At 36.1% G+C, this 12528-nt stretch carries 12 protein-coding genes and 1 pseudogene; all 13 read left to right on the top strand.

The annotated features are described in order from the left end of the window. Positions 1–19: 19 nt before the first annotated feature. On the top strand, positions 20–1216 hold the full coding sequence (locus KPL54_RS06225; RefSeq protein WP_216105755.1) for an MFS transporter: 1197 nt from the start codon (positions 20–22) through the stop codon (positions 1214–1216). A gap of 85 nt (positions 1217–1301) precedes the next feature. Further along, entirely contained in the window at positions 1302–2480 is a 1179-nt protein-coding gene (locus KPL54_RS06220; RefSeq protein WP_216105754.1) for an iron-containing alcohol dehydrogenase, read from the top strand. 547 nt (positions 2481–3027) lie between these two features. Further along, on the top strand, positions 3028–3564 hold the full coding sequence (locus tag KPL54_RS06215) for a flavodoxin family protein (RefSeq protein WP_216105753.1): 537 nt from the start codon (positions 3028–3030) through the stop codon (positions 3562–3564). 34 nt (positions 3565–3598) lie between these two features. Beyond that, complete coding sequence (gene dmpI / locus KPL54_RS06210; RefSeq protein ID WP_171298279.1) at positions 3599–3781, top strand: 4-oxalocrotonate tautomerase DmpI; 183 nt, start codon at positions 3599–3601, stop codon at positions 3779–3781. A gap of 67 nt (positions 3782–3848) precedes the next feature. Continuing rightward, complete coding sequence (locus KPL54_RS06205; protein ID WP_216105752.1) at positions 3849–5021, top strand: iron-containing alcohol dehydrogenase; 1173 nt, start codon at positions 3849–3851, stop codon at positions 5019–5021. A 270-nt stretch (positions 5022–5291) separates the two neighbouring features. Beyond that, the gene (locus KPL54_RS06200; protein ID WP_253203364.1) at positions 5292–6434 is read left to right on the top strand and encodes an MBL fold metallo-hydrolase; all 1143 of its coding nucleotides are present in this window, start codon (positions 5292–5294) and stop codon (positions 6432–6434) included. A 42-nt stretch (positions 6435–6476) separates the two neighbouring features. Continuing rightward, positions 6477–7652 (top strand): MalY/PatB family protein, encoded by a 1176-nt coding sequence (locus KPL54_RS06195; RefSeq protein WP_216105750.1) that lies wholly within the window; start codon positions 6477–6479, stop codon positions 7650–7652. A gap of 111 nt (positions 7653–7763) precedes the next feature. After that, positions 7764–8816, top strand: a complete 1053-nt coding sequence (locus tag KPL54_RS06190) for an oxidoreductase (RefSeq protein ID WP_216102847.1) — start codon at positions 7764–7766, stop codon at positions 8814–8816. Between the two features lie 345 nt (positions 8817–9161). Next, on the top strand, positions 9162–10265 hold the full coding sequence (locus KPL54_RS06185) for an alpha/beta hydrolase (RefSeq protein ID WP_216105749.1): 1104 nt from the start codon (positions 9162–9164) through the stop codon (positions 10263–10265). A 96-nt stretch (positions 10266–10361) separates the two neighbouring features. After that, positions 10362–10520 (top strand): hypothetical protein, encoded by a 159-nt coding sequence (locus KPL54_RS06180; protein ID WP_216102845.1) that lies wholly within the window; start codon positions 10362–10364, stop codon positions 10518–10520. Between the two features lie 31 nt (positions 10521–10551). After that, the gene (locus KPL54_RS06175; protein ID WP_216105748.1) at positions 10552–10911 is read left to right on the top strand and encodes a DUF4405 domain-containing protein; all 360 of its coding nucleotides are present in this window, start codon (positions 10552–10554) and stop codon (positions 10909–10911) included. Positions 10912–11131: 220 nt separating this feature from the next. Next, positions 11132–11533, top strand: a pseudogene (locus KPL54_RS06170) (flavodoxin family protein); the annotation flags it as partial. Positions 11534–11596: 63 nt separating this feature from the next. Then, positions 11597–12496, top strand: coding sequence for a DUF362 domain-containing protein (locus KPL54_RS06165; RefSeq protein WP_216102843.1), 900 nt, complete (start codon positions 11597–11599; stop codon positions 12494–12496). The last annotated feature ends 32 nt before the right edge of the window (positions 12497–12528 follow it).

Raw genomic sequence — 12528 nt, 5'->3', positions numbered from 1 at the left:
GGGAAATTTAGAGGTGCCTATGGAAAAATCAAATGGAAGAATTGGGAAAATTATTAGTGTTATGGCAGTTTATTTTGCTGCCAATGTAATCTTTGTTGTAAACCCTCCCATGCAGGCTTTTGCAACACAGTTATATCCAAATGTTAGTTATAGTAACGTTCTATTAATTTCAACATTATCCTCGTTATTTATGATACCAGGCTCGCTGATTTCCGGCGCTGTTCTTGGTAAGAAGATATCTTTTAAGCATATGGCGATTTTGTCTTTGGGAAGTATTATTATTGCAGGGATTTTGCCTTATTTCATCAGAAATTTTGCCTTTGTTTTGGTAATGAGGGTTATTGTAGGATTGGGGATTGGTCTGGGATTTCCACTCCAGAGCACTCTTGCTATTAAGCTTTTTGGTGAGAAGGAGCGGCCTGGAATCCTGGGACTAGGAAGCTTTTTTATGGGAGGAGGAGGAATTCTCTATCAGATTGTATCCGGAGCAGTATGCACTATGAATGCTGCGTACTCTTGGCTGGTTCATGGTATCCTAATTATTCCTCTTATTATGGTGATTATCTTTTTAAAGGAACCTGTAGATGAGGGGGATAATGTAGCCAATCAGCCGCTGAATGAGGGAATGGACAAGAAAAGTGAAGGAGATAAATTGCCAGGCATGGCTATCTTTACAGCCTTTATGTTTATGATTATATTCCTGGCCTTCTACCCTATATTATTAAATATGTCAGCGATTATTGTACGGGAAAATCTGGGGACATCTGCTTTAGCAGGAACGATCTCTTCACTCTTTACATTAGGAGGTGCAGCTGCCGGTCTGATGTTTGCAAAGACTCATAAAATGGCAGGAAAATATACGCTTCCTGTAGGGCTGGCACTTTGGGTTATAGGAACTGGGCTTTTCTGTATAGCTCATAACATTCCAATGATTATTATTGCTGTTGTCTTTTGCGGGCTGGCAGTATCGACAGTATGGCCCGGTACTATGAATGATTATTCAGAATATGTACCGTCAAGCAAGATAAGTATGGCTTCTGCCTTGTTTGTTAGTGGTATGAATTTGGGATGTTTCCTTTCGAGTGTCCTTATTTCTATGGTAGCAAATGTAACTGGAAATTCAGATCCAAGACTTCCGTGTATTGTCGGATTTATTATTGTCTTGATTGTTGCAATTATCTGGTCTGTTGTGGAAATTAAGCGAAAAAGAGACTAAGTAGGAAAATCATATAAAGGTCAAATAAAATAAATAAATAAATAAAATAAATATACGAAAATAAAGAAAGAAAAGGAGAATAAAAATGAATAATTTTGTTTATCAGAATACAACGAAGGTTTACTTTGGAAATAATCAGATAAGTCATCTTGGAGAAGAAATTAAGAAGTATGGTAGCCACGTACTGATGGTTTATGGTGGCGGATCCATCAAAAAGAATGGTATATATGACAATGTCATGAAAGTATTAAAAGATGCAGATATTCAGGTTACAGAATTTGGTGGTGTGGAACCAAATCCTCAAAATATTACAGTAAATCGCGGAACTGAAGTATGCAGAAACAATGATATTGATGTAGTGTTGGCAGTGGGCGGAGGTTCAACAATTGATGCCTCAAAAGTAATCGCACAGGCAGCTTTTTATGATGGAGACTGTTGGGATCTGGTTACTGGAAAGATAAAAATGGATAAAGCATTGCCAATTTTCACTGTAGTGACCATAGCGGCAGCAGGTTCTGAGACAGATGCATGGGCGGTTGTATCTAATGCCGATATTAATGATAAAATTGGACCAAACAGCCCATTTTATCAGCCAAAGGTTTCCTTCTTGAATCCGATCAATACATTTACGGTGAGTGCATATCAGACGGCGGCAGGCAGTGCGGACATTCTTTCTCACATTACAGACTGTAGATATTTTATTCCGGAAAAGAAAATGGAATTTGTAAGTGAGATGATGGAAGTTATGGCTAAATCGGTGATTAAATATGCGCCAATGGCTATTGCAGAGCCGGATAATTATGAGGCAAGAGAAAATCTATTGTGGATTAGCTCTATGATTACAAGTGGAATTATGGACATCGGAAGTAAAGCAGATATGATTATGCACATGATGGAACACGAGATTTCTGCTTATTATGATATTAACCATGGACATGGCATTGCCATTCTCATGCCTCACTGGATGGAATATGTATTGAATGAAAAAACAGCCCCTGTATTCTATCGATTTGGTGTAAAATGCCTTGATATAGATCCTTATCTTTTTGATATAGATGGAGCAAAGCAGACCATCGAAACATTGAGGGATTGGTTCTTCAATAAACTGAAGCTTCAGAGCAAGTTGTCAGATTTGGGAGTTGACGACAAGAACTTTCATGCTATGGCAGTGAAGGCGTGTAACGAAGGTACCAATGGAATGCTTTGCGGTTTAACCAGTTTAACTGCTCAGGATTTAGAGAATATTTACAGACTCAGTCTGTAATGACAAAGTTAAGAAATTAATTTTTGACCGACGAGTGTAAAATAAAGTGTGTAAGTTGATAAAACAAAATCAGCTTATGCACTTTGTTTCGTTCCAGATGGGGGAAGATAGTCAGAAATGATGAGATGTACACAAAGTAATATTGTCATTGATTTTTGCTACACCATGAGATTAATAGTCCAATGAAAAACTAAATCTGTTTGTTGCATAGCAACCAGGCGGCTGTACAATGTCAGCAAGTTAAAATGTAAAAACATAGCAAATTGAGCAAATAGCAAAATAATTTTAGATTTTTTTTATAAAGATTAATCTGATGCTGCAAATCAAGCCACTTTTTTATTTGACAAAAATTCATTAGGTATAACTAGCTATGAAAAGTCTATGAAGGATTTATTATTAAAATCAGAGGGAAACTTTGGATGTAATCAATTAAAAAATTGAAAAAACACTTGACCTGAAGTCAACTTTAGGGTTTATAGTTATTCTATCGTTGAAAAAGAATCAAAAGGCAAGAAAATATGATTTTTAACTCGAAAGGAGAATAAATATGAAAATAACAGTTATTACTGGAAGTCCACACAAGAAGGGTACTTCTGCATTGCTCGCAGATAAATTTATCCAAGGAGCAAATGAAGCAGGACATGAGATATCTCGTTTTGATGCAGCATTTGAAGAGGTAAAACCATGTCTGGCATGTGATTATTGTGCAAGTCATGATGGCCAGTGTGTACGAAAGGATGCTATGAACGCATGGTATGAAAGGTTGATAGAAGCAGATATGATAGTGTTCGTAACGCCGCTATATTATTATGGAATGTCAACACAGATAAAAGCAGTTATCGACCGTTTCCATGCTAACAATGCAAAATTGGCAGGTAACAAAAAATCAATGCTTTTGGCTACTTCCTATGGTGCAGATGATTGGACAATGGAGGCATTGGAGAAAAATTATGAATCCATACTTCGTTTTATGAATTGGAATGATGCAGGAAAGCTATTTGCGACAGGGTGTCCAGTAAGGGAAGTAATTGAGCAGACGAATTTTCCAAATCAGGCATATGCCTTAGGAAAGTCTTTAAAATAAATAAGGATAAATAGTAAGAGAAGGAGGAAAAAATATGCCAGTAATTACTTTAGAAGCAGGAAAATTGAATAAAAATCAGAAAAGCCAGATGGTAAAAGAATTTACAACAATAGCATCAAAGGTTATGAATGTACCGGAGCAGGCATTTACTGTTCTAATAAAAGAAAATGAGCAGGATAACATTGGATTTGGAGGACAGCTTTTGTCTGACAAATAAGTATAAAATGTGTAAAATAATAAAAAATTATTTAATGCACTAAAAATGTGCAGGAATGGAGAAAAGAATGAATTTAGATTTTACTTATCAAAACCCAACAACAGTTTATTTTGGAAAGACTGCTTTAGATAACTTAGGCAGTGAACTTGTAAGTTATGGTGATACCATTATGCTTGCTTATGGAAAAGGTGCTATTAAGAAAAGCGGACTTTATAATCAAATTGTATCTATCTTAAAGAAAAGTGGTAAAAACATCGTTGAATTATCTGGAATTATGGCAAATCCAACTTATGAAAAAGTAATGGAAGGTGCTGCTCTTGTACGTGAGAATAAGGTAAATCTTATTTTAGCTGTTGGTGGCGGTTCCGTTATTGATTGTGCAAAGGCAATTTCGGTATCTGCATATTGTAAAGGTGATGCGTGGACACGTTACTGGTTAAAATTTGAGCCTGTAGATAATGAAATAATACCAGTTGCATCTATTCTTACATTGGCAGGAACAGGATCCGAAATGAATGGTGGATCAGTTATTACAAATGATGATATGAAACTTAAGATGGGTCGTGTTTTTCCATCAAATATGAATCCTAAATTTTCAATATTGAATCCGGAATATACATTTACATTACCTGAATATCAGATGGTAAGTGGAATTTTTGATATGATGTCACATTTAATGGAAACTTATTTTTCAGGTGAAGATGATACTACTAGTGATTATATGATTGAAGGACTACTTCGCTCTATCGTAAACAGTGCAAAAATTGCAGTGAAAGATCCTAAAGACTATGAAGCAAGAAGTAATTTAATGTGGAGCTCTACTCTTGCAATGAACCCGATTATGGGGTTAAGTAAAACACAAGACTGGGAAGTTCATATGATTGAACATCAGCTTGGTGCCTATACGAATTGTACACATGGTATGGGACTGGCAGCAATTTCGTTCCCATATTACCGATATATATATCAGTTTGGTTTAGATAAGTTTGTTCGCTTTGCTAAGCAAGTATGGGGTGTAGATGAAACTGGAAAGACAAAGCAAGACGTTGCTTTGGAAGGTATTGAGGCTATGGAAACATTCGTAAAAGAATGTAGTATAGTTACAAGCCTTAAGGAGCTTGGTGCAACAGAAGAAATGCTTCCACTAATTGCAAATTCAACTGTGCTTTTAGGCGGATATAAAGTGCTTACAGCAGAGGAAGTCTTAGAGATTTTAAAGACTGCATATGCTGCTGAATAAGATTATGAGTAAACAAAAGAATACTTGAAGACTACAATATGAAAGAAGCCCACTGCCGCGGTAAAAAACGGCAGTGGGCATGACTTTATTTTCTCATTTTTAAAACTCAAGATAGCTTGGAAGTATGTCTTTGGTTCTTTAAAAATATCGGTTTACACATGAAATTTTCTTCTCAAATTTTATAGCTGCAGCTATCATGCAGTTATTTTTAATTGTGAAATTATCGGTTAGTGACAATATTAAAAAGGGAGGAATAAAATGGAAATAAAAATGAAAGTGACAAGAAAAAAGGGAAAAAAAGTCATATTATATTTATTAAGTATTCTACTAGTACTATGCGTGGGTATTATATTATTTTTAAATTTAGAACCTGCCTTCGGCGGAAATCCAACTAAAGAACAAAAAAATAGTTATAAACAATTTAGTAACTATGTGAATGGGAAATTTGTTAATGATGTTCCGACAAGTTTAGCCATGAGTTTATCAGACAATTTTTCAATGATTAAGGAGACTTTTTCAGGTGCTAAAGATCGAAAACCAGATGGTGTAATTCCTGTTTCAGTGATTGATTGGAATAAAATTAAAAGTGATAAAGACAGTGTAACTTGGTTTGGACACTCTGCTTTTCTACTTAGTATCGATAATAAAAAGATACTATTAGATCCTATGCTGGGGCCTGTTGCATCACCAGTATCTTTTGCAGGAACCAAAAGGTATAAATATAGTGAAAACATGCTCAATATTATTGATAAAATGCCACCAATTGATGCAGTTTTTATCTCACATGATCATTACGACCACTTAGATTATCAATCAATTGTAAAGTTAAAGGACAAGGTAGCGCATTTCTTCGTTCCTCTGGGAGTAAGTGATCATCTTATTAGATGGGGTGTGCCAAAAGAAAAGATTACAGAACTAAATTGGTGGGACGAAATGGATTACCAAGGTTTAAAGGTTTCGCTGACTCCATCCTTACATTACTCTGGAAGAGGCGTTTTTAATAAGAACTCTACCTTATGGGGTGGTTGGGTCATTCTTGGAAAAAAAACACGTTTATACTATAGCGGAGATGGCGGATATGGTGAACATTTTAAAAAAATCGGAAAAAAATATGGACCTTTTGATATAACATTGTTGGATGGTGGCCAATATGACAAACTTTGGCCTTGGGTACATATGAGACCAGAAGAAGCTGTCCAAGCTAATTTGGATGTAAGTGGTAAGAATATGATGTTAATGCATTGGGGAGCATTTTCATTAGCTTATCATGGCTGGAATGAACCTATAGAACGAGCATTAAAAGCGGCAAAAAAAGAAGATGTAAATCTATTCGCCCCTAAAATTGGTGAAAATGTTCGATTAGATTCAGATTTTCACATTACGCCTTCTCCTTGGTGGAATTCACTAAAATGATTGTACAGGCTTATGAAATTAGAAAGAATGGAGGGATAAAGTATGCGGTATGATTTTGAAGCATTAACAGACAGGCGCAACACCAATTCGCTAAAATGGAATGTTGATGAAAATGTGCTTCCAATGTGGGTAGCAGACATGGATTTTAAGACAGCGCCGGAGATAATAGAAGCAATTCATGAAAAAGTATGTAAAGGTATCTTAGGTTATACCATTGTACCAGATGTTTGGTACAATTCTTTAAGTAACTGGTGGGAAAGAAGGCATGATTTTAAGATAAATAAAGAATGGTTGATTTTTTGTACGGGAGTTGTGCCTGCAGTTTCTAGTGCAGTTAGAAAAATGACATCAGTAGGAGAAAACGTGCTGGTGCAGACACCTGTTTACAATATATTTTTTAATTCTATTGTGAATAATGGCAGAAATATTGTGGAAAATAAGCTGCTGTACGATGGAAAACAATACAGCATTGATTTTAAAGATCTAGAAAACAAACTAACAGATCCGGAAACAACTATGATGATTCTCTGTAATCCTCACAATCCCATAGGAGAAATATGGGACAAAGACACATTGGAGAGGATTGGGGAATTGTGCTATAAACAACATGTTCTTGTTCTTTCAGATGAAATCCATTGTGATTTGACAGATACACAGCATGATTATATACCATTTGCATCTGTTTCGGAGATATGTGCAAAGAATAGCATTACCTGTATTGCACCGACAAAAGCATTCAACATAGCAGGTGTGCAAACCGCAGCAGTTGTAGTTCCAGATGAGGTGCTTAGACACAAAATGAGTAAGGCATTAAATACAGATGAAATAGCTGAGCCAAATGCAATAGCCATGGAAGCGACAGTTGCGGCATTTACTAAAGGAGAAGAGTGGCTGAAGGAACTCTGTTCTTATATAGAAGAAAACAGAAAGTTTGCAGAGAAGTTCATAGAAACTGAGCTGCCAGAATTATATCTAGTGCCTGCCAATGCAACGTATCTGTTGTGGGTTGACTGTAGTGGGATTACACAGGATACGACTTGTCTGTGCAAGCTTCTACTAAGTGAAACAGGGCTATATGTTTCAAAAGGAGAAGCCTATGGGGAAACTGGAAGAGGCTTTATTCGAATTAATATAGCATGTTCAAGAGAACGGCTTGAAGACGGTCTTGCACGTTTGAAAAAAGGAATTGAATTATTTAAAAAAAATTTATGGAAATAAAAGGTTCTAATAGTTTATTTATATATGTGAATTAAGCTGGTTAGTCCAAAAGAATGCATGTCAGAACAGTTATTCCTCTTTTTTCGTTAATTATTTTATAGGAGTGATTATATGTCAAATATTTTTAGTTCATTTCAAGTAAAAAATGTATCATTTAGTAACAGGATAGTTATGGCTCCTCTTGTACGCTTTGGTTTACCGAGCTATGAGGGAAGTATGGGTGAAAAACTTATGAATGACTATTTGAGTAGAGCCGATAAAAAAATTGGGCTAATCATCAGTCAAGCACTTTCTGTATCGGCTGACTGTAATACATCAAGTAAGGCTGGTGGTACATCTGGCGGGGCTGGCGTCTACTCCGACCAGCATGTCGGATATTTGAGCAAAATAGCCGAAGCTTATCATAAAAACGGAACCGCTTTTTTTGCACAGCTTGCTCTTCCTGGTTTTGGTTTTTATGATGATAATTCCAGAGATATCAATAAGCTGACTAAAAAAGATTTAATTAAAATTAGAGACGAGTTTATCAGGGGGGCAGAGATTTGCAAAAAGGCCGGCCTTGATGGAATTGAAATGCATGGAGCACATTCTTTTTTTCTGAACATGATGGCATCTGAGCATTCCAATAAGCGTCAAGATAGTTATGGCGGTGATTTGGACGGAAGGCTGACTTTGGTGAAGGAAATCACGGAGGGAATTAAGAGCTTCGCTGGAGATAGTTTCATCGTATCCTATCGGATGGGCTGGGGGGATAGCTTGGATGCAGACGTACAGATTGCGCAAAAACTGGAAGACATAGGAATTGATATGTTGCATGTGTCTACAGGTATACCAGGAGAAAGAAAGCTAAAACTTCCTTCCGATTTTCAGTATAATGAAACAGTTTATACTGGCGGATATGTCAAAAAACATGTCAAAATTCCTGTTATCTGCGTAAATAATATTAGGACGCTGGGTAGAGGCAACGTGCTGATTGAAAGTAATTACTGCGATTTCGTTGCATATGGGCAACCGTTTTTAGCTGATGCCAGCTTTATCGAAAGGTCATTAAAAGACAGCAATTACAAGCCCTGCTTTGAATGCCGTAACTGTCAATGGTTTACAGATGGGGAGAAGTGTCCAGTACAATTGAAAGCGAAGGTTAAAAGTAACAGTCTACATTAATCCGTGTGCGTCCTCATACGCCACGGACTGGGCGGAAGTGATTTTCTCCTGTCTTTTTAAGTACTGCATCAGGCAAAAGTATAGGAGGCTATGTTTTTCTTTTTTAGAAAACATAGCCTCTTATATTTTTTCTGAAAAAAGACTTGACTTAAAGCTAACTTTAAGCTTTAAACTGTAGTAGTACAGAGATAACAGAGCTGTTTCAATTGACAGATTTGGAGTATTTAAAAATATTGGAAATATTAAACCAAGGCAAGCAATTAAACGTTGTGCTGAATCAATCATACCTGCACTTTAATGGATAGGTTGCCTAAAATTGGAATTAAAAAGAAAGAGGAGATTATTATGAAAATGAAACTTTTTAGTAACAAATCAGCAAAAACTATTATGGTGGGGCTTGCACTTATTATTGTCATCGGTGGTGCTGGAGTTGCTTTAGCGGCGCAACGTGGGAAACAGCCGTTGATTAAAGCGAATAAGAGCCTGCCAGCAGGCGATATTTCCCGTGGTGCAGACAACTTTTACAAGAGCGACAAAGTAGATGTTCAAAAAGTTACGTTTCACAACAGTTACAATATGAAGGTAGCTGGTAATTTGTTTGTGCCAAAGAACTTGGATAAAAGCAAAAAACATTCAGCCATTGTTGTCGGACATCCTATGGGCGCAGTAAAAGAGCAAAGTGCAAATCTTTATGCTCAAAAAATGGCAGAAAAGGGATATGTAACGATTTCGTATGATATGTCCTTCTGGGGTGACAGTGAAGGGGAACCTGGCAACAATGTATCACCTGACATTTATGCGGATGATTTCAGCGCCGCAGTTGATTTTCTTGATACTTTGGCTTATGTAGACCGTGGAAACATTGGAGTCATTGGTATCTGCGGCAGTGGTAGTTTTGCCATCAGTGCAGCTAAAATTGATCCACGTATGAAGGCGGTTGCTACAGTCAGCATGTATGATATGGGAAGTGTAAATCGTAATGCACTGAATCACAGCCAGACGTTAGCGCAGCGTAAAAAGATTATCGCAGATGCAGCAAGTCAGCGTGATATCGAATATGCAGGCGGTCAACTGAAATATACAAGTGGTACACCCGAAAAAATTGATGCGAAATCTTCGCCAATTGCTAAAGAATTTTACGATTTCTATCGTACTTCCAGAGGAGCTGCTAATACAACTACGCATCCGACGCTTACGGGCAATATGAAATTCATGAATTTTTATCCGTTCAATGATATTGAAACAATTTCACCACGTCCATTGCTTTTCATTACTGGTACAGAGGCTCATTCTATCGAATTCAGTAAGGACGCTTATGCAAAAGCTGCTGAACCGAAAGAATTGTATCTTGTTCCAAAGGCTGGGCATGCTGATCTTTATGATCGTACAGATTTAATTCCGTTTGATAAACTCACACAGTTTTTCAATAAATACTTGAATAAAAAATAAAGAAAATGTACCCCATAGAGTAGACAATTAAAAAAGTTACTCTAGGGGGCATTTTTATGGATTTTTTTGAAAGAAATATGATATGAAGCGTGTAATATGAGCACTAAAGAATTTACAGCGGCTGAAATATATATGCTTTCAAATAACATATATATTAAAAAGGGTAGTGGCAAAGGTATTTCTACAGTTTTAATTAATGAAAAGGATTATGGAACTATGAATGTAAATGATTATGTTTTATCAGTTAACATATAATTTGCGCTATATTATAAGCACAGTGGTAAATGTGCTTATGTTATCACTGATGATACTTTTGATGATAACAGGAATTATGATATCAAAAGATGTGTTTGCATTTCTTGAAATAAGTGGCGGATTTGCGGTACGTGGGTTACATACATTTGCAACTACATGGAGATTAGTATTTATGTCTGTACATGTTGGTATGCATTGGCAAATGCTTATTAATATGACAACAAAAATAACTGGGCATACTGATAAGAATATTATAGTAACAATTATTAAACGTGTAACAACACTTGGTATTGTGGTATATGGAATTAAATCCTTTTTGATTTGGATATCAGTTAAAAGTTATTCATGCAAACAACTTTTAGCTATTGGAATTTTGACGAGTCGACCATAGGATTTTTCTTATCTTATCTATCAATTATGGGCATCTATATTGTAGTAACATATTACTTATTAGTTTTAATAAATAAATTTCATAAGTAAAAGGGCTTGACTTGGAGTGCACTCTAAGTGGTAGGCTATATATAGTATCGAAAATATGAAATACAAAATATAGAAAAGAAATGATAAATACAATGAGTAATAGAAAAACTAAAACGAACCAATAAAAATTATTCCTTTTTGGATCACCAGTGCATTGGGCATCAGCAGGTGGTGCTATAACATCATTTTTAGATAGAGTATTTTATGCAGATCTTAATAGTGGCAGACAGTCATTCTATTTAAAACCTGCGGCATGTGTCATATCAGCAAGAAGAGCAGGAACAACTGCAACCTTTGATCAATTGAATAAGTATTTTGGATTAATGCAGATGCCAATTGTTTCATCACAATATTGGAATATGGTTCATGGCGCAACTCCGGAGCAAGTAAAACAGGATATAGAAGGACTTCAGATTATGAGAACTCTTGGAAGAAATATGGCATTTTTCTTAAAATGCAAGGAAGTTGGTCTTAAGAATGGTGTAGAAATGCCAGAACGAGAAACTGCTATATTTACTAATTTTATAAGATAATTTTAACATTAATATAGTAGCTAATTTTTATACGCGAACAATTATTTAAGAGGAGTGAATGATATGAAATTATTATTAAAAAAGAAAAACAGTAATAACCAAACTAAAGCTTCGGTATATATGACAAAAGATATCAGTGCAGAAGGATTAATGGCTATTTACGAAGCATTAGATCGCAATGCAACAGGAAAAGTAGCTGTCAAAATATCAAGTGGTGAACCTGGAGGTCATTATTTCCTATCTCCAAAATTGATTGCACCATTGGTTCAGTCAGTTAATGGAACAATTGTAGAATGCAATACTGCATATGGTGGAGGACGTGGAGATACAAAGGCTCATCGTCATGTTGTAGAAAGACATGGATTTACAGAGATTGCGACCGTTGACATCATGGATGCAGATGGTTCTATGAGTATCCCAGTTGTTGGAGGAAAACATCTAAAAGAAGATATGGTTGGTTCACATTTTGCAGATTATGATTTTGTAATTAACCTTGCACATTTTAAAGGTCATGCCATGGGTGGATTTGGTGGAGTTCTTAAAAATATGTCCATAGGAATTGCGTCTTCTATGGGAAAGAGTCTGATTCATAGTGCAGGTAAGGAAAAGACTGGATTTTCAATGAATACACCTCAGGATGATTTTTTAGAGTCCATGGCTGAAGCTGCAAAAGCTGTTGCCAGTTATGTGGGAGAAAACATTATTTATATCAATGTTATGAATTACTTATCTGTAGATTGTGACTGTGATTCTAATCCGGCAAAACCAGAAATGGATGACATTGGGATACTTGCTTCTTTAGATCCAGTAGCACTAGATCAAGCATGTGTTGATCTAGTATATGCAGCTCCTGATGGAAAAGCACTGATTGAGAGAATGGAGTCTAGACATGGAATTCATACAGTAGAATATGCAGAAGAAATTGGAGTTGGAACTCGTAACTATGATTTATATACAATTTAGAAATTATTGCTGCCTATGATCGAGGAACTTGT

Origin of the sequence: Clostridium estertheticum (assembly GCF_018861295.1) — a bacterium.
GTDB lineage: Bacteria > Bacillota > Clostridia > Clostridiales > Clostridiaceae > Clostridium_AD > Clostridium_AD estertheticum_D.
The sequence above is the reverse complement of the archived record's forward strand: the minus strand, read 5'-3'. Positions and strand labels throughout refer to the sequence as shown.

Bases quoted from the DNA above. Each gene is read 5' to 3' on its own strand.
- KPL54_RS06225 (WP_216105755.1), top strand. From the start codon at position 20: ATGGAAAAATCAAATGGAAGAATTGGGAAAATTATTAGTGTTATGGCA.
- KPL54_RS06220 (WP_216105754.1), top strand. From the start codon at position 1,302: ATGAATAATTTTGTTTATCAGAATACAACGAAGGTTTACTTTGGAAAT.
- KPL54_RS06215 (WP_216105753.1), top strand. From the start codon at position 3,028: ATGAAAATAACAGTTATTACTGGAAGTCCACACAAGAAGGGTACTTCT.
- dmpI (WP_171298279.1), top strand. From the start codon at position 3,599: ATGCCAGTAATTACTTTAGAAGCAGGAAAATTGAATAAAAATCAGAAA.
- KPL54_RS06205 (WP_216105752.1), top strand. From the start codon at position 3,849: ATGAATTTAGATTTTACTTATCAAAACCCAACAACAGTTTATTTTGGA.
- KPL54_RS06200 (WP_253203364.1), top strand. From the start codon at position 5,292: ATGAAAGTGACAAGAAAAAAGGGAAAAAAAGTCATATTATATTTATTA.
- KPL54_RS06195 (WP_216105750.1), top strand. From the start codon at position 6,477: ATGCGGTATGATTTTGAAGCATTAACAGACAGGCGCAACACCAATTCG.
- KPL54_RS06190 (WP_216102847.1), top strand. From the start codon at position 7,764: ATGTCAAATATTTTTAGTTCATTTCAAGTAAAAAATGTATCATTTAGT.
- KPL54_RS06185 (WP_216105749.1), top strand. From the start codon at position 9,162: ATGAAAATGAAACTTTTTAGTAACAAATCAGCAAAAACTATTATGGTG.
- KPL54_RS06180 (WP_216102845.1), top strand. From the start codon at position 10,362: ATGAGCACTAAAGAATTTACAGCGGCTGAAATATATATGCTTTCAAAT.
- KPL54_RS06165 (WP_216102843.1), top strand. From the start codon at position 11,597: ATGAAATTATTATTAAAAAAGAAAAACAGTAATAACCAAACTAAAGCT.